Consider the following 16,969-nt stretch of genomic DNA (forward strand, 5'->3'; position numbering starts at 1 on the left):
GCTGATACCTCTGCTTCGGATAGATCGAAGCCTGCCAATACGTACCGTAGGAGCTGAAGGTCGTTGGCGTAGTCGGAGTAGATCGCGGGTGACCGTCCCCTAACGAGAAAGGCCCGTGCACTTCGCGTCATCGCCTCATCTGAGCATGCAGACGGCCCGCGATCGAGTTGCCGGTACACAACTTGGCGAACGAAGTCAGTCGGGTACTCGGGAAGTGTGTCGCGCTCGGCGTAGAAGAACTCCCCATTCTCCGCGACCAAAGCGACGCTGACGAGCTCAGAGCCTAATGTGTCGGCCCATTCGGTATCGAGGAAAAAGCGCATACACAAAGTCCGAGCGCACTCGCCGCGGCGCAATGTGTCATCTGTCCTGGCGAATTAGGTGGTGCCCCTGGCCGGGCTCGAACCGGCACTTGCCGCTTATCTGGCGCTGACGGGATATAAATCCGCTGCTCTACCAATTGAGCTACAGGGGCGTGATCGTTGCGATCACACCGGTATTCGAACGTAGCCTAGGCATGGGCAGGTATTCATCTGGAGTCAGACTAGCACAATCGAATCGGCCGGTTGCTGCGGTCTAGGACGTCGGCTCGCCACGTGGCAGGAGGCTTCTACTGCGCACAGCTCGAATCGGCGGCAACATAGGGGGGGGCGCAGTAACTGTAGCGGAGAGGAGGGCGCTTCATGGCCAGCTGGGGGCGTAGTTTGGATCGAATACGGCGAAGGACATGGCGGCTCCCAATCCGAAGGTGGAAATTTTGATGAATAGAGATCGACCTCCGATTCTGCGCACTCCAGCCGCATCCTGCCCAATCAGGTGCGGCAATCAAGAAAAAGCGCGCACCAAAGTCACCTCGATGAAAAGGCAATACTAACAACTGCTTGCGGCGTAGATGTCTAGTGGAATATGTGTTTGCGAGAGGCAAGGTTTGGAGGAGTTGTTGATTGTTAGCGCGCCCGGGGTCATAGTTCGTTCGCCCCCCCTGCTAATCTGTGCTGGAGTGAAAAAAGATGGCTAAGAAAAGGTTGCCGCTCTCACCAGATGATTCCGCTGACCCCGGATCAAGCAGTGGCCAAACAGCTAGTGCGGCAATCGCGAAGTCGGTCGCGCGGACGAAGGTGATGCAGAGTGACATGCCATCGCTGACCTTGGACCAAGCCCTCCGAGTCCCAAGAGCGATCTGGGATGACTTTGCTGGAAAAAGTGCCGCTCCACATGACATTGCATTTGCAGTGAACATGACGCCGACGAGTGGGCCTTGGCGCACATTGACCGGTGCATCTATAGCGTATGGCTTAACGGAAGGAGGCTACGGGGCCGATTCGATTAAGCTCACGCAGCTCGGGAGGCGAATTGTTGCACCCGAGGAAGAGGGCGACGATGTTCGAGGTCGGGCGGAAGCCGTACTCAAGCCACGCATCATGCGCGAGTTCTTCCAGCGCTACGACCGCGCAAAGTTTCCGCAAGACGGGATCGCTGCAAACGTCCTGGTTACCATGGGGCTTCCGAAGGAACGTGCAGCGGAAGCGGTACAGGCGTTGAAGATGACAGGGACCAATACCGGGATTTTGCGGGAGACAAAGACCGGTCTCTTTGTTGCCATCCCAGCGCCAGGAGAGAATCCCGTCTCGCCGACGGTGGACTCTGGTGCTCACAGCAGCACTGGCGTCAACCATATCGATACTCCTTCGGAAATACAGACGGAGGAACCCGATGTTGCGCGCAGCGTTGGAATGCAAGCCACACGGCCGGTTGATCCCAGCAGCAATAGAGTCTTCATCACGCATGGCAAAAGTCGTGCCATCGTGAACCAGATTAAAGAACTCCTTCAATTCGGGAACTTTGAGCCGGTTGTATCGGTGGAGCGTGAGTCGACTGCTGTACCGGTTCCTGACAAAGTCTTTCACGACATGCGCGAATGCACGGCGGGCGTGATCCACGTCAACAGTGAGGGGGAAATGTTGGATTCGGAGGGCAATAAGCACGTCCACCTTAACCACAACGTTCTCATCGAGATCGGGGCTGCAATCGCGCTCTTCAACAAGAGGGTCATCTTGCTTGTGCAGAAGGGAGTTGCTTTGCCGTCGAACCTTCAGGGGTTGTATCGCTGCGAGTATGAGGGAGATAAGCTCGACTACGATGCGACCATGAAGCTGCTGAAAACGTTCAACGAGTTTCGGGCGAAGACCTGAGTGTTTCGGCATCTGGATCGTGGTCGGGGAGATGCTTGGCGATAGCGACCGCCACGGCGGAGCTCGCTGAATCAAGCTTATGGTTTGAACACGGTGTGGTGCGGCTTTGAGTTTGGAAAAGCAGTGCTTGGCAGACGACATGCGTCGCGGCGACGTTGGCTCAGCCACGGCCGAAGGAATGCGCATTTGTTCAATAGACGGGATCACCTGAAAAGGAGGCGATATGGCTACTGTGACTTATCCGTGCTACTGGGAAAAGAAGGACGCGAAGGGACATTGGTATTGGGTCTACTACGCGTCGAATGGACTTGCTGTCGCTCGTAGTAGTGAATCCTACGTCGCGAAGGCGGATTGTGATCGCTCAATCCAAATTCTCAAGGGATCAGCAACTAGCGCTGAGTTCTACGACAAGTGATACGAGTCGAGATGGTCTCCCTCAGCGGTTGTCACCTTGCGCATCCTGAAGAAGTGCAAGCTCTGTGAAAACGCCGAAGCTACTTCCTGTGGCTGAAGGTCCACTGCCCAACGTGGCCAACCAGCGACCACTGTCACACGGGGCGGAAGGCCGCAGAAGTGTCTCGGTAAGGATTCTTTGGTAGGTGAAAGTGTAAAGGTCGGTCCGGCAATGAATCAGTCAGCCAAGCACAGCGGAGATTTCACCGGAGGTCATGGATTTCTAGTGAAATCAGCGAGTTATCTTCCGCGTCAATCTTGCTTTCGACCCTCGGCCAACTTGTATTAAAGCGTAAAGCGCAAGTTGGCCGGTTTAAGGCCTCTGGAAGCTTGCCGCCCTAAGCGATTCAACCACTTATGGACCATAGATGGTAATTTCGCCGGCTGCGGCCAACTTGTGCTGTAAGCATGTGGCCAAGTCATGGTTGCGCCCACATGTTGACCAGGTATTGGCCGGGTAAGCTGCCGCAATGATCAGACCCCTCACCGTAGTTGAGATCCAGGGCCGAAGTGAGCAGGGCATGACGCGCCCGTTTCACTGCCGCTGCGATGACGGCAACCTTTACTTCGTCAAAGGGCGCGCGGCAAGCCAGCGCAGCCTGATCTGCGAATGGCTTGGCGGCAATCTCGCTAAAGCTTTCGGTCTGCCGATTCCGGAATTCACGATCGCACAGGCAGCCCCCGAGCTTCTGGAACTGCACCCGGAAGGCCGAGACCTGGGGTCTATGCCTCTGTTTGCCTCGCGGAAGGTAGAACACGTGCAGGAGTTCAGCATTTCCCACTTGCATCAGGTGGATGACTGTCTGCAGCGCGATGTGCTGGCTTTCGACTGGTGGATCAACAATGGAGACCGCACCCTTACGGCCTACAGCGGGAACCCCAATTTGCTGTGGAGTACCGAGGCGCGCAAGCTGGTCGTCATTGATCAGAACTTAGCCTTCGATCCGGACTTTGACCCTGCTACGTTCAGTGTGACCCATGTCTTTGCAGGCCAGATAGATCTTTTGAATCAAGATCTTATAGAACCTCAGCGTCTACGCGAACTGTGCGGTCGGGCGCTGGCGGTTTGGGCCGATGCCTGCAAGAATGTCCCTCAAGAGTGGCAGTTCGTGGATGAAGAGCAGACCGTACCCACCAATTTCGATCCAGATGCTGTTCTTGCCCTGTTGAATAGATACTCCCATGAGGACTTCTGGAGGATGACTCCATGGCTCCGAGCCTGATGAATCCTGTTCCCTGCCAGTACGCAATCATTCGCTTTCTGCCTTACGCGGAAACGGGCGAGTTTGCCAATGTCGGCGTGGTGCTGGCCTGTCCGGCGACGGGCTACTTTGACTTCCGCCTGGTTCCCACCCGAAAAACCGGGCGCATCCGCGGCTTCTTTGAGCAGTTGGATCTGAAGATATATCGCGACGCTCTGACCTACATGGGGGAGGAGCTTGAGCGCCTCCGCGCACTGGCTGCCAATGTCGCCATAGGCAATAAGGAAGCTGTGCGCCAACTGTTCATCGGATTGGTGCATCCACGTGAGACTTTGCTGCGATTCGGTGAAACCCGGGTCGTGATGGCAGAGGACCCTGATGCAATGCTCGGCCAGTTGTTCGCCAGGATGGTTGAGCGTGATTTCGCAAACAAGGATTATCACGACAAGTTGGTCGAGCGAGGCGTTCGCGAGCTGCTGCGCAAAGCGAACCTTCGGATGTATTTCAACGAAGCAGTGATCGGCAACGAAGATCTGCACCTGAACGTCCCGTTTGCTCACAAGCGTGGCGAGAATGTGCACCTTGCGATCAAGCCCCTCGACCTCGCAAAGGATGAAGCCAGCAGAGTCTTCGATACCGGTGGTCGTCTTGTCGACCGCATCCAGCGTCTCAAGAAGCACAATCTTTTGCCGCCCGATATGCTGGTTGCTGTCCAGCGGCCCGACGGTAATGACCAGCGCATCTTGGGAGCCATCGATGAGATCGAAGGTGATCTGAGAAAGGCGGGTGTAGAGGTGGAGCGTGCGGACAACATTCGCGCCATTACCGCGTTTGCTAAGGCGGCTGCCCTTCACTGATCGCGTCGACCAGTGCGTCGCAAAAGACCATCGACTACGGAATGCAGAGCACGCTTCCAGCCTGCCGTTGATGCGCCGCGCACAGTTTGAGGCGCAGCGCGTTGACTCGGCTGTCTCCCAGCGTCAGCATGGCATCGTCACCGCAAAATCGGTGACCGGGATTTGCAGCCCGAAGAGCAAGGCGCATCAGCGCCCAGCCCGTTGCAGGGCGCTGGATCTCAACTCAACTGAGGAATCCCGCCATGTCATCCGAAAATCTCACCGCGCCCACGCGCACATCCGTTGACTTCACCCACTACTTCGGCCAAATCGCCGATACGCTGGAGTGGGGGAGCTCCACCTGGCTTACGTTCGAAGAACATCTGACTGCCAACGACACGCCGTTCGAGGCGCTTACGCTCAGCGATGTCATTGGTGCCATTCACTCTACCCGCAGCGCACACCCTCACGCACCGGGCACCTTGGTCAACCGGTTGATCGGCGTGGACGATGTATCCAGGACGGATCTGTTCCGGGTCATCCGCGAGCTGCTGCGCATCTATGATCTGCGTATCGTCGAACTGCTGGCACTCATCGACATCCTGGAGCACTGCCCGGGAACCGTGGAAGACCTGACCATCAGGAACCTGCTGGCGTTGATCTCCGTTGTGGATGTCTACAACTCGCCGCTTACGCCTGCGGCTGTTACGGAGGCCACCAAGGCGGCTGCGGCGGTGCACTAGGGCCTTGCAGGTGTCCGTGAGTGCCCAGGGGGGGCGCGGATGATGGAAATGCGGCCCGCGCATGTTGTTGTCGCGGGCTGGGTGGAGAGTCGCCGGACCAACGGTCCGGCGCTACCGGTGTTGCTGCTACAGAACGTTCACAACTCCGGTTCCACACTGCCTGAGCCAATAGGGCAGTACTGGAGATGGCTCATGCGTCGCATCAATGTTGCCGTGCTCGCTGCTGCCATCGCGGTCGCCGGAGCAGCGGGGTGTTCCCAGCAGAATCAGGAGGCGCGCGAGAATGGCGTTCCTGTTGGCATGGCCAACCCGGCGTCCGAGTACTGCGTGAAACGCGGTGGCAAGGTCATGATCGAGAAGGACCGGGATGGCAATGAGCGGGGCATCTGCCACTTGCCGGACGGCAAACGGATCGACGAGTGGGAACTGTTCCGGCGGGACGGCGGGCAGAAGCAGCGCTAACGCCGGTCCAATCCGAATTTTCAATCAAGTTGGCTTAAACGATAGGTGCGACGTATCAACGACCTATAAAGTCTTACTAAGTTTTATAGCAACTTGATAGCAAGGCCATGCGGGCGCATCAGCATCGCAGGCAAACGCCGGACCAACGGTCCGGCGCACCCGGTACCTCGCGACCGTTGACCGCAAGCGCCCTACTTGTAGTTCTTGCCGACCTCTTTGGCCGCACGATCAATCGTATCGGCCACCACCTTGGGCTGGGTCATGAAGACGGCATGGCTCGCAGGCACTTTGGTGATCTGCGCGTTGATGCGTTCGGCCATGTGGATCAGCATCGCCTGATCAAACGCCTTGTCTTCAGTGGCGATCACCGCCCAGCTCGGCTTGGTGCGCCAGGCCGCATGCGTCACTTTAGTGCCAAACGCCGACATGTTGATCGGCACCTGCGAATCGCGCAGGAATGCCGCGTCCGCATCGGTGGTGTCATGCGCAAAGCCTGCCTTGAACTTGTCGGGCTTGATGAAGCCAAAACCGTCGCTTCCTGTTTCGATCACGAACTCAGGCGTGGGCGCAAAACCGGTGTACAGCTGCGCCGTAGTCTCGCCCGCATCCGGCGCCAGCGCCGAGACGTAGACCAGCCCGGCAACGTTGTCGTGCACACCCGCTTCGGTAATCACGGTGCCGCCCCACGAATGCCCGACCAGGATGGCCGGCCCATCCTGACGATCCAGCACGCGCTGGGTGGCCTTCACGTCGTCAGCGAGCGAGGTCAGCGGGTTCTGCACGATCGACACGTGGTAGCCACGCGCGGTCAGGTCGTCGTACACCCCGCGCCAGCCGCTGCCATCGGCGAAGGCGCCATGCACCAGCACGACGTTGTGCACCGGTTGGTCGCGAACGGCGTCGCTGGCCTGGGCGGGGGAGAGGGCGGCCGCCAGGGCGACCGCGAACACTGCAGGGATGAGCTTGAACATGGACGACTCCTCGGGACGGTGGGATTGCGGGGGCGGCGTTGGCCGGCAGGGCTACTTTGCCGGCCACACGCGCACGATCGGTCGCATAAAGTCCTGATAACTTGATCCGGCGTCCAAATCACCCCGGACCTGCGTCCCTCACACCGTAGGCACCGTCCCGCCGTCGATGGTGTACTCCGTGCCCGAAATCGAAGCCGCACGCGGCGAGACCAGGAACGCGATGAGGTCGGCCACTTCGCGCGGCTGCGCCGGTCGCCCCAGTGGGATGCCGCCCAGCCCGTCCATGACCCGTTTCCTGCCGCCTTCGTAATCGGTCTGTGCTTCGGCCGCGATACGTTCGACGAAGGCGACGGAAGCTTCGGTTTCAATCCAGCCCGGCGCGACCCGCACCACCCGCACGCCCTTCGGCGTGACTTCCTTGGACAGTGCCTTGCTGTAGGTGGACAGGGCGGCCTTCGCGGCGGCATAGGCGGTGGTCGCCTCGGGCAGCGGCAGGGTGCGCTGGATCGAGGTGACGTGCAGGATCACGCCGGATCCCTGCGCGATCATCGCCGGCAGCAGTGCGCGATCCAGCCGCACGGCGGACATCAGATTAAGGTCCAGCGCGTTGGCCCATTCGGCATTATCCAGCGCGGCGAACCCGCCGGCAGGTGCCGATGAGCCGCCCACCACGTTGATGAGCGCGTCGATGCCGCCGAGGTGGTGCAGCGTTGCCTCGCCGGCCTGGCGGGCGCCTTCAGCGCTGGCGAGATCTGCTTCCATGTAATGCACACCCTTGACGGGCGCGCGCGGCAAGGTACGCGCTGTTGCCAGTACATGTGCGCCCAGCCCCGCCAGCAGCTCGACCACCGCCGCGCCCAGCCCGCGCGTGCCGCCGGTAACCAGCACGCGCTTTCCGGTCAGTTCCAGATCGAAGCTCATGCCGCGATCTCCAGCCGGGCGATCTTTCCGCGCTCGAGGGTGAAGGCGTAGCGCAGGTCCAGCGGGCTGCCGGGAAAATTGCCTGCCACGGTGCTGGTGACCAGGTAGCTGCGGCCATGCTGCTCCAGCGCACGCGGCGTGGCGGTGTAGCTGTAGCGGGCGGCGGCATCGGTCTTCCACGCCTCGATGGCCGCAGGCCCGGCATGGGTATGGCCCTCGTCCAGGACCACCCCATCGCGGGTGAAGCATCGGGCCACGGCCGCGGCGCCCTGGCTGTCGGCGTGGAAGTAGGCGGCTATCGGATCGGGCAGGTTCAGATCAGTCATCGCAGTGCTCCTGTGGGTTCGGGGTGGAGCAAGCGTGAGCCGTTCTGGAAGGTAAGAGAATCGCCTATGATCCGATCAGACCATGTAGGGAACAGTGCACAATGCGCGGCGCTGAATTCGCGGAACTGAAGGCCTTCGTGGCGGTGGTGGATCGCGCCAGCTTTGCCCGGGCGGCCGATCACCTGGGCCTGTCCCGGTCTGCCCTGAGCCAGGTCATCCGCCAGCTGGAATCGCGCCTGGGCGTTCGCCTGTTGAACCGGACCACCCGCAGCGTGTCGCCCACCGAAGCCGGGCGCCGGCTGCATGAGCGCATAGCGCCGATGCTGCGCGACATGGACCAGGCGGTTGCCGAAGCGGTCGGTGCCAACGCGCGCGCGGCGGGCACGCTGCGCATCAACACGCTGAGCATGGCGGCGAAGAAGGTGATCGCCCCGCGCCTGGGCCGGTTCGCGCAGGCGCATCCGGAGGTGGTGCTGGACATCGTGATCGACGATGGCCTGGCCGATATCGCCGGTGAGGGCTTCGACGCCGGGATCCGGGTGGGTGGGCGCCTGCAGAAGGACATGGTGGCGGTGCGGCTGACGCCGGACATCGAATTGCTGGCGGTGGCGTCGCCCGACTACCTCTCCAGGTCTGGTGAGCCCAGAACACCGGATGACCTCGGTAACCACGCCTGCATCAACTGGCGTTTCCCGGGCAGCGGAAAGGTGGCGGGATGGGAATTCACTAAGCGGGGCAGGCGCGCCGAGTACGTCGGCGAGGGCCCGCTGATCTCCAACCACCAGGACATCGTGGTGCCTGCTGCCCTGCAGGGGCTGGGTATCCTGTACGCCTACAATGACGACGGCATCGCCGAGGCCCTGCGCGATGGAAGGCTGCGGCGCGTGCTGGCCGACTGGTCGCCTACGGTGCCGGGCCTGTATCTGTACTATTCCAGCAGGCGCTACCTGCGTCCTGCGCTGCGCGCCTTCATCGACTGCCTGCTCGACCGCGACCTTAACGGTGACGATCATGCCTCGCCTTCCCAGCCCCCCGGAGTTCCATGAGCGCCAGCATCAGCGCGTTGTCGCGCATGGCCACCCTTCTCTTCGTCGTGCCGCTGCTCCTGGGAGCGTGCGGAAGGACCAGTCGCGAGACAGTGCTCTCCGCCGATCCGCTGAAGGTCGTGGCGGTGACGCAGAGTACGCTGGACATCAATGTCAGCGAATACCGGAAGTACACCCGCTATGACCTGTACGTGGACGGCGAGAAGCTGTCCGACGGTGGCTTCGCAGCGCTGCTGCAGGACCCGGACGCACTGAAGGATCCGGTCGTGCACAGCGACGTGGTGGTGCTGGATGAATCCTCCATCCTGCTGGCATCGCACAACGACACCGGCGCCCGCTGCTGGGCGACGCGGCTCTCCGCCAGTGGCGGTGAGGTGCATCTTCAGAAGATCATGAAAAGCAGCATCGACTGCGCGCCCGACCCGGCGCCGCCGGGATGGTCGGCGTTTTACGATGAGGGCAGCAATCTGCTGTTGGTCCGCCACACGCCCTTCCATGTCTACCCTATCGCAGGGTACTGGTACGTGCTCTGGATCCAGGGCGATGTCGTCGCGGTGTACCAGAAGGACCGAGAGCAGGAGCGCCTGGTCGTAAGGCTGGCACGCATGTCGTCCCAACAGGCGCTGGCCGAGCAGATATTGCCGATGGACACTTACGCCGAGCCCGACCTGATGAATGCGTCACCGCAATTGCGGCAGCAGTGGCTGATGGATAACTTCGCCGTGGCCACGGCTCCTGCCGCGTCGCTACAGCTGCGCGCAGACAACCGGCTCCAAACCATATCGCCGGAGACATGGGCCGAGTACAAGGAGATCGATCGCCTCAACCGCGAGGAGGATGCGCGCGATCAAGCCGCTGCCGCAGCCCGCGAACGGGCTTTTTACGAAAAAGTGCTGAAGGAAGAAGCGGAAAGGCAGAAGCCGGCAGTGAACACAACGCCCGGATTGCCGACTCAGCGCTGAGCCTGCTGCATGCGAGGCAGCGCAATCTGGTTTGCGGCACGGCGATGCTCAATCATGCGGATCAGTAGGTGATTCGTATCTGTGCCATGTCGTCCGTGGTATCGCCCTGATTTCTGTCGGGTCACTCTGGGACGAGCGCGTCAGCATCGCCATAAGCGCTCACCCTGCGTTTGCGTAGGCAAAAAGAAGGCGCCGGACCTTCATCCGGCGCCTTGCGTAACACGGCGGCCATTGGCCGGACGCGACATTACTTCTGCTGAAGGAACGCCAGCAGATCCTGGTTGACCCTGTCCTTGTGCGTCTCGGTCAGCCCGTGCGGCGCGCCCGGGTACACGATCAGCTTGGCGCCTTTGATCTGCTTGGCCGACATGCGGCCGCCGACATCGATCGGCACGACCTGGTCGTCGTCGCCGTGGATGATCAGTGTCGGGACGTTGAACCGCTTCAGGTCCTCGCGGAAGTCGGTGGCCGAGAACGCGGCAACCGAGTCGTAGGTGTTCTTGATTCCGCCCAGCATGCCCTGCGCCCGCCAGGAGTCGATCAGCGCCTGGCTGGGCTTGGCACCGGGACGGTTGTAGCCGTAGAACGGACCGCTTGCCACGTCGCTGAACAACTGCGCGCGGTTTTCAAGCTGGCCCTTGCGCAGGCCGTCAAAGACCTCGACCGGTACGCCGCCGGGGTTGTCGGCGGTCTTGAGCATGAAGGGCGGCACCGCGCTGATCAATACGGCCTTTTTGACCCGGCCGGTGCCATGTCGGCCGATGTAACGCGCCACTTCGCCGCCACCGGTCGAAAAGCCGACCACCGTGATGTCTTTCAGGTCGAGCGTGTTGATCACCGTGGCCAGGTCGTCGGCGTAGTGGTCCATGTCGTTGCCCTCCCACGGCTGGCTTGAGCGGCCATGGCCGCGGCGATCATGCGCGACCACGCGGTAGCCGTGGTTGGCCAGGAACATCATCTGTGCATCCCAGCTGTCCGAATCCAGCGGCCAGCCGTGGCTGAAGGTCACCACCGGGCCATCCTTCGGGCCCCAGTCCTTGTAATACAGCTGCACGCCATCGGCCGTGGTGATGGTGCTGGGGGTGTGGGCAATGGCGGTGACAGCGGCGGGGTTCACCGGTGCAGCGGCCTGCGCGGCGGCACCGGCCTGGACAGCAATGGCCAAGGCGGTGGTGGCCAGGGTACGGGTAAGCGTGTTCATCGGGTGGTCTCCTGCAGAGGGAAGGGGATGCGACAGGCGCTACATTGGACCCCTCGGGCGGACTCGGGATGGCTGAAAGTCCCTGAAATTTGACCGAGAGTACAAAGCGTCAACGAATTCAGAAGTCCCAGAACACCGGCACCCAGCGGAAGACGTCGCCATCGGCCGAGACGCGACCGACCGACGGGAACGGCAGGTGGGTGGCCACCAGCATCTCGCCGGTACCGGCCAGCTCGTTGAGCAGGGTGATGCGCACCTGCGCGGCGCCTTCTGGATCGTGTTCGAACCCGTTGTGCCAGTTCGGCTGCTCGAAGCCCACTGCGAAGATGGCGTCACCAGCAAAGGTCAGGGCCTCGCCATTCGAGTTCAGGCGCACCACGCTGTGGCCGGGCGTGTGGCCGCCGGTGCGGTGCGCGGTGACGCCCGGCGCAATCTCGTGCACCTCGTCAAAGGTGCGCACATAGCTGCCGTACTCGGCCAGGAAGTGGGTAGCGGTGGCGCGCAGCGCATCCGGGAAGCCCGGCGGCATGTTGGTGCGGGTGAAGTCGGGCGCCTTCCAGAACTCCACTTCGGCGGCGGCCACGTGGATGCGCAGCTCCGGGTGCAGTTGCTCCTTTACGCCATCCACCAGCAGGCCACCGATGTGGTCCATGTGCAGGTGGGTGATCACCACGTCGGTGATCTCGCCAAGGTTGATACCCGAAGCGCCCAGGCGGCGGATCAGCTGCCCGGCGCGCGGCAGGTTCAGGTCAGGGTCCATTCCCAGGCCGGCGTCGATCAGGATGTTACGGTCCCCGCTGCGCACCACCATCACGTTCAACGCCCAGTCCAGCGCATCCGGCGGCAGGTACATCTCTTTGAACCACGGCGCGCGCTCGGCGGCGGAGACGTTGTGGCCGAGCATCTGGGTGGGCAACGGCAGCACGCCATCGCTGACCACCAGCACGTCGATATCGCCCACCTTGAGCGCGTACCGTGAGGGAACCAGTTCGTCGAGCGCGGGCGGGGGCGGGGCTACGGTGTTTTCCAGGGTGAACATGAGGAAATCTCCTTGGCGGGATCCACGGCAGGGGCGCCGTGCGGAATCAGCCTAGGGAAGGGCGCGCGCGGCCAGTAGATCCGCGCAGGGGCTCACACTGTTGCCGATCACGCAGCAATGCCGGCGCGTTACGGGTGACGGCGAACCCACACGCGTGTGTCTAGACTGGGCCCATGCCCAATCCCCCACCTGTCCGCCTGGCCGATATCAACATCGAGTCCTACATCTTCTTCGGTGCAGGCGCGGCGGTCGCGTGGCAGCTTGCCGACCCCGGCGTGGGGCGCGGCGTGGCCCGCCACAGTCAGACATTGAGACGGCCGTTCTCAAGGCTGCGGGCCACCATGAGCTACATCTACGCGGTGTCGCTGGGTACGGACGAGGACCGGGCCACCATCGCCCGCCATGTCAATCGCGCGCATGTGCCCGTGCAGGGCGAGGGCTACAGCGCATTCGATCGCGACCTGCAGTTGTGGGTCGCGGCAACGCTCTACCGCGGCGGGCTGGAGATGTACGAACTGTTCGTTGGCCCGGTGCCCGAAAGCAGCCGCGAACCGTTGTATCAAGAGGCGTGGGCCTTCGGTCGCACGCTGCAGGTGGCAGACGAGCAGTGGCCGCCCACGGCCGATGCCTTCGATGCGTGGTGGGAGAGCCGTCAGCTGGAGCTGCGCGTGGACGAGGAAGTGCGCGCCTATCTGCATGCCGTGCTGGAAAACGGAGCCCCGTGGTACCTGCGCCCAGCGCTGCCGCTGCAGGCGTTCGTGACGCGGGCGATGTTGCCACCGCACCTGAGACAGATGTTCGCATTGCCATGGACGCCGGCAGACGAGAAGCGCTGGCAGCGCTTTCGTCGTTGGGCACCGCGTCTGTATTGGCTGCAGCCGCGCTGGCTTCGGCATCTGCCGGCGCGGTACTTCCTGCGAAAGCTCAGGCAGCTTGGGAAATGAGCGAATCCTGAAAGCCGCTTGCCTCCCATGGCGGTTCAATGCTTCTTCGCCGTGTGTGGCGAGAAACCCCGAATGCAGTCGTTGGCAACGGGTTATGGCTGTATGAAGCAGAGAGGATGCGTTGCGGACGCGGGTTCGATTCCCGCCAGCTCCACCACATGTGCACCAGCCTTGGTGCCCAGCTGAAGGGGCTGCACTGGTTTCGACGTGGCGAGCAGTCAATGTGGACAGCCCGAGAGGCGACCGACGTAATCGGCGCAAAAACTGTAATCGCCAATGCTGATTACTACGATCAGAACGAACAGGACACCCTGCTCGCAGCCTGATTCACGCAAGCGCACGTGATTACCGAACGCGCAACCACCCCGTCAGCAACGGCGGGGTGGCTTTCTTTGTTCCTAGGCTGAGCGCAGTTGACGCTGCCTCGAGAAGCCTACCTCCAGACTTGCGCTCGGTAATTATTGTGCATACAATAAATGCGCCATCCATCACTTACGATGCCGCGAAAAGCAATCGAAATATCGAGGAGCGCGGCCTGTCCTTCGAGTTGGTACGGGCATTCGATTTCGAGACGGCGCTGTTCGTTGTCGATGACAGACAGGACTACGGAGAGATTCGCTATCTCGGGTTTGGATGGGTGGGTGAGCGCCTACATGCGTTGGTCTTTACCAGAACGTGCGACGGGATTCGAGTCATCAGCTTCCGCAAAGCCAACCAGCGAGAGGTCAGACGCTATGAACAAGCACAGAAACGCCGAAATGCCTGACTCCGAAAATCCGGAGTGGTCGGATGCTGACTTCAAGCGCGCAGTGACGTTGGATGACCTGCCGGAGCCGTTGCAAAAATCGTTGCGTGGCCGCCCCAAGGCCATGGAGACCAAAGAGCGGATAACGATCCGGCTCTCAGCGGAGGTACTCGAAGCATTCCGGGGAACTGGCGCGGGCTGGCAGACCAGGATCGACGCAGTGCTGAAAGACTGGGTGATTGCGCATAAAGGCAGCGGTGGCGCAAAGGCGTAGTACGTCTGAACATGGGGTGCCTGTGCTGGCACCCCATGCCAGTCTCAGCCCTGTCAGAACTTCCAGCCCACCCGCGCGTAGTAGAAGCCGCCGTTGAAGCCGTACGGTGAATGCACCGGGTACTCCGCACCTGCCACGCCGGACCACGGGTTCTTGGCCGGGGTGCGGTCGAACAGGTTCTGCGCGCCCAGGCTGAAGTACAGGCCCGAATCGAACTTCCAGCCCACTTCGGCATCCACGATCAAGGCGCTGCCGCCGTAGATCGGCAGGCCGCCGTCCGCTGCGGAGATCACGCCGCTGTCCAGGTGATCCTCATACCACGAGCTGTAGTAGTTGAAGCGCAGGTTGGCGTTGAAGACCTGGCGCTGGTGGTGAATGCTGAAGTAACCCTTGGTCTTGGGCAGCGACTTCTCCAGCTTGTACACGCGCGCTTCGTCGATGAAGTCCGGGTCGAAGCGGTCGACCTCGGTCCGGTTCCAGTTGGCGGCCAGCGAGTACGTGGTGTCGCCCCCGAAGTGCGTGCTCTTGAAGCTGGTGACCAGGTCGACACCGGTGGTGGTGGTATCAAACGCATTGCCGAAGTAGGTCACCTGCGAAATCGAGGCCGCTTCGGGGTTGCCGCCGGCCACCAGTGCCGCGCGTTCTTCCGGGGTGACCGCGAAGCTGGTGCTCAGCGCGATGCGGTCTTCGACCTTGATCTGGTAACCATCCAGGGTGATCAGCCAATCGCCTTCGGTCCACACGGCACCCAGCGAAACGTTCTTGGATTCTTCCGGGGTCAGCGGCTGGGCGCCCTTGAGCTGGGCGATGGGATTGGTCGGCGGCAGGGTGGCGATGTCTTCCAGTGCGGTGCCGCCGAACACGGTGCTGATCTGGCTGATGTTCGCCTGGCCGGGGGTCGGGGCACGGAAGCCGGTGTTGTAGGCGCCGCGCAGCGCGAAGTGCTCGTTGAAGTCGAAGCGCGCGGTGACCTTGCCGTTGGTGGTGCTGCCGAACGAATCGAAGTCTTCGAAGCGCAGCGCGCCGGCCAGCAGCAGGCGCTCGGTGACCTGCGCTTCCAGGTCTGCATACGCGGCCCAGTTGCGGCGGTCGAAGGTGCCGGCGGTACGCGTGCTGAACCCGTTGAAGCCGTTGGAGCCCAGCGCGAAGCCCTGTTCGGTCAGCGGACCGATCGCGGTGGACGGACCATCGCCAGGACTGATCTCGAAGCTCTCTTCGCGCCACTCGGCACCCACGGCCAGGCGCAACGGTTGGCTGGTGAAGCTGGTGGCGATATCGCGGCTCACGTCGATGTTGGCGCTCTTTTCGGTCTGCGTGTTGCCGCCCGGACGGAAGTACAGGCCGGCCGGCTGGTCCGGGCCGAGCGAGGCATTGACGGTGTTATAGATGATGAACTCGATATCGTTGCGGCCCCACGACCCGCTCACGTCCCAGTACCACTCGCCCCAGTTGCCCTTGGCGCCGGCGTACACGGAGCTGTCTTCCAGCTTGCCGCCGAAGCGCGGTGTGAAGCCGCCCGGCAGGCTGGACAGGAAGGTGTAGCAGTTGGCCGGCAGCGCGGCGACCGCACCGCTCACCGTGCTGTACGGCAGCAGGTTGCCACCGCCGTCGCGCAGCGCGATGGTCGGGCAGGCGCCTGCACCGGTGAGGTTGCCGACCAGCAGCGTGTCGCCGCCGTCGTTGGAGTACACGCCCGAACGTGCGGTGGGATCGCGGAAGTAGAAGCCGCCATCCACGTCGCGCTTGGCGTAGTTGCCGAACAGGTAGAAGTCCACGCTGTCGGTACTCAGGCCCAGGTTGGCGACCAGCTTGAGGTCGTCGTCGACCTTCGGCGAGCCCCACACCTGCGCCGGCTCGCCCACGCCCGGGTAGCCGGCGGCGATGGCCGCGGCGGCATCATCGCGCTGCACGCTGCGCGAGGTGTCGTCGACCTTGCGCCACTCGGCGGTCAGCGTGGCGAAGCCGCGCTCGGTGAGTGGCAGGCCGATCTGCGCCGAGTACTGGGTGGTGAGTCCGTCGCCCTTGTAGTACTGGCCGGTGAACACTTCGGCCGTGCCGCCTTCGCGCAACTTCTTCAGGCCGAAGTTGATCACGCCGGCAATGGCATCCGAACCGTATTGGGCGGCGGCGCCGTCGCGCAGCACGTCCACCTGTTCGAGGGCGAGCGACGGAAACACGGAAAGGTCCGGGCCCTGTGCGCCGTCGGACAGGCCGTGGCCCAGGAAGGTGATGACCGCCGCGCGGTGGAAGCGCTTGCCGTTGACCAGCAGCAGGGTGTTGTCCGGCGGCAGGCCACGCAGGTTGGCCGGGCGGATCAGACTGGCCGCGTCATCGATGGGAATGGTGCTGACGTTGAACGAGGGGACCAGCACTTTGAGCTGGTCGAGCGCATCGGTGGCGCCCTGGTTGCGGAATTCTTCGCCGCTGATGATGTCGATGGGTACCGCGGACGAGGAAACGGTGCGGGGCTTGGTGCGGCTGCCCAGTACTGAAACCGTATCGAGGGTCGCGGTTTCCGGGTTGGTCGAAGCATTGTCGCTGTTCTGTGCCACTGCGGCGGAACTGGTGAGCAGCAGTGCGGCAGCGAGTGCCGCCTTTACTGAAGATGCCAATGGCGAAATTGCTTTCGGAGCGTGAACACACTTGCCAATG

The 16,969-nt window shown here is 62.1% G+C and carries 16 protein-coding genes and 1 tRNA gene; 10 read left to right on the forward strand and 7 right to left on the reverse strand.

Annotation, left to right across the window (positions count from 1 at the left end; all coding sequences use genetic code 11):
• Positions 1-382: 382 nt before the first annotated feature.
• A tRNA-Ile gene (locus QE395_RS02345) sits at positions 383-475 on the reverse strand.
• 658 nt (positions 476-1,133) lie between these two features.
• On the opposite strand from QE395_RS02345, the gene QE395_RS02350 reads away from it, so the two are divergent.
• From QE395_RS02350 to QE395_RS02370, 5 genes are all read left to right on the forward strand, one after another.
• Positions 1,134-2,192 (forward strand): TIR domain-containing protein, encoded by a 1,059-nt coding sequence (locus QE395_RS02350; RefSeq protein WP_306987457.1) that lies wholly within the window; start codon positions 1,134-1,136, stop codon positions 2,190-2,192.
• Between the two features lie 923 nt (positions 2,193-3,115).
• On the forward strand, positions 3,116-3,868 hold the full coding sequence (locus QE395_RS02355; RefSeq protein ID WP_249833174.1) for a HipA family kinase: 753 nt from the start codon (positions 3,116-3,118) through the stop codon (positions 3,866-3,868).
• The gene (locus tag QE395_RS02360; RefSeq protein ID WP_093534722.1) at positions 3,853-4,704 is read left to right on the forward strand and encodes a DUF3037 domain-containing protein; all 852 of its coding nucleotides are present in this window, start codon (positions 3,853-3,855) and stop codon (positions 4,702-4,704) included. The genes QE395_RS02355 and QE395_RS02360 overlap by 16 nt, the downstream gene beginning before the upstream one ends.
• A 242-nt stretch (positions 4,705-4,946) precedes the next feature.
• Positions 4,947-5,426, forward strand: coding sequence for a hypothetical protein (locus QE395_RS02365; protein ID WP_176472595.1), 480 nt, complete (start codon positions 4,947-4,949; stop codon positions 5,424-5,426).
• Positions 5,427-5,618: 192 nt separating this feature from the next.
• Positions 5,619-5,888: a DUF333 domain-containing protein gene (locus QE395_RS02370; RefSeq protein ID WP_095363109.1), complete on the forward strand. Its 270-nt coding sequence runs from the start codon at positions 5,619-5,621 to the stop codon at positions 5,886-5,888.
• 191 nt (positions 5,889-6,079) lie between these two features.
• Here QE395_RS02370 and QE395_RS02375 read toward each other — a convergent pair whose 3' ends face one another.
• From QE395_RS02375 to QE395_RS02385, 3 genes are all read right to left on the reverse strand, one after another.
• Positions 6,080-6,859 carry an alpha/beta hydrolase gene (locus QE395_RS02375; RefSeq protein WP_306987459.1) on the reverse strand — a complete coding sequence of 260 codons (780 nt, stop codon included), beginning with the start codon at positions 6,857-6,859 and terminating at the stop codon, positions 6,080-6,082.
• A gap of 138 nt (positions 6,860-6,997) precedes the next feature.
• Positions 6,998-7,780, reverse strand: coding sequence for an SDR family oxidoreductase (locus tag QE395_RS02380; protein ID WP_095363033.1), 783 nt, complete (start codon positions 7,778-7,780; stop codon positions 6,998-7,000).
• Positions 7,777-8,106: a nuclear transport factor 2 family protein gene (locus QE395_RS02385; RefSeq protein WP_095363032.1), complete on the reverse strand. Its 330-nt coding sequence runs from the start codon at positions 8,104-8,106 to the stop codon at positions 7,777-7,779. Before QE395_RS02385 ends, QE395_RS02380 begins: the two co-directional genes overlap by 4 nt.
• A gap of 101 nt (positions 8,107-8,207) precedes the next feature.
• Here QE395_RS02385 and QE395_RS02390 point away from each other — a divergent pair, with 101 nt between their 5' ends.
• Positions 8,208-9,152 (forward strand): LysR family transcriptional regulator, encoded by a 945-nt coding sequence (locus tag QE395_RS02390; protein ID WP_095363031.1) that lies wholly within the window; start codon positions 8,208-8,210, stop codon positions 9,150-9,152.
• On the forward strand, positions 9,149-10,114 hold the full coding sequence (locus QE395_RS02395; protein ID WP_249833173.1) for a hypothetical protein: 966 nt from the start codon (positions 9,149-9,151) through the stop codon (positions 10,112-10,114). Before QE395_RS02390 ends, QE395_RS02395 begins: the two co-directional genes overlap by 4 nt.
• Positions 10,115-10,361: 247 nt before the next feature.
• Here QE395_RS02395 and QE395_RS02400 read toward each other — a convergent pair whose 3' ends face one another.
• Positions 10,362-11,315 carry an alpha/beta hydrolase gene (locus QE395_RS02400; protein WP_249833172.1) on the reverse strand — a complete coding sequence of 318 codons (954 nt, stop codon included), beginning with the start codon at positions 11,313-11,315 and terminating at the stop codon, positions 10,362-10,364.
• 118 nt (positions 11,316-11,433) lie between these two features.
• Positions 11,434-12,354: an MBL fold metallo-hydrolase gene (locus tag QE395_RS02405; RefSeq protein ID WP_068854140.1), complete on the reverse strand. Its 921-nt coding sequence runs from the start codon at positions 12,352-12,354 to the stop codon at positions 11,434-11,436.
• 173 nt (positions 12,355-12,527) lie between these two features.
• On the opposite strand from QE395_RS02405, the gene QE395_RS02410 reads away from it, so the two are divergent.
• The 3 genes from QE395_RS02410 to QE395_RS02420 all read left to right on the forward strand — a co-directional run bounded on the left by QE395_RS02410 (position 12,528) and on the right by QE395_RS02420 (position 14,317).
• On the forward strand, positions 12,528-13,298 hold the full coding sequence (locus QE395_RS02410) for an oxygenase MpaB family protein (protein WP_095363027.1): 771 nt from the start codon (positions 12,528-12,530) through the stop codon (positions 13,296-13,298).
• A 445-nt stretch (positions 13,299-13,743) separates the two neighbouring features.
• Positions 13,744-14,064: a BrnT family toxin gene (locus QE395_RS02415; RefSeq protein ID WP_306987461.1), complete on the forward strand. Its 321-nt coding sequence runs from the start codon at positions 13,744-13,746 to the stop codon at positions 14,062-14,064.
• On the forward strand, positions 14,057-14,317 hold the full coding sequence (locus tag QE395_RS02420; protein ID WP_217977531.1) for a BrnA antitoxin family protein: 261 nt from the start codon (positions 14,057-14,059) through the stop codon (positions 14,315-14,317). Before QE395_RS02415 ends, QE395_RS02420 begins: the two co-directional genes overlap by 8 nt.
• Positions 14,318-14,370: 53 nt before the next feature.
• Here the strand turns inward: QE395_RS02420 and QE395_RS02425 are convergent, their stop codons facing one another.
• The gene (locus tag QE395_RS02425; protein ID WP_306987462.1) at positions 14,371-16,929 is read right to left on the reverse strand and encodes a TonB-dependent receptor; all 2,559 of its coding nucleotides are present in this window, start codon (positions 16,927-16,929) and stop codon (positions 14,371-14,373) included.
• Positions 16,930-16,969 lie beyond the last annotated feature (40 nt).

This window comes from Stenotrophomonas sp. SORGH_AS_0282 (genome assembly GCF_030818125.1).
Taxonomy (GTDB): Bacteria; Pseudomonadota; Gammaproteobacteria; order Xanthomonadales; family Xanthomonadaceae; genus Stenotrophomonas; species Stenotrophomonas rhizophila_A.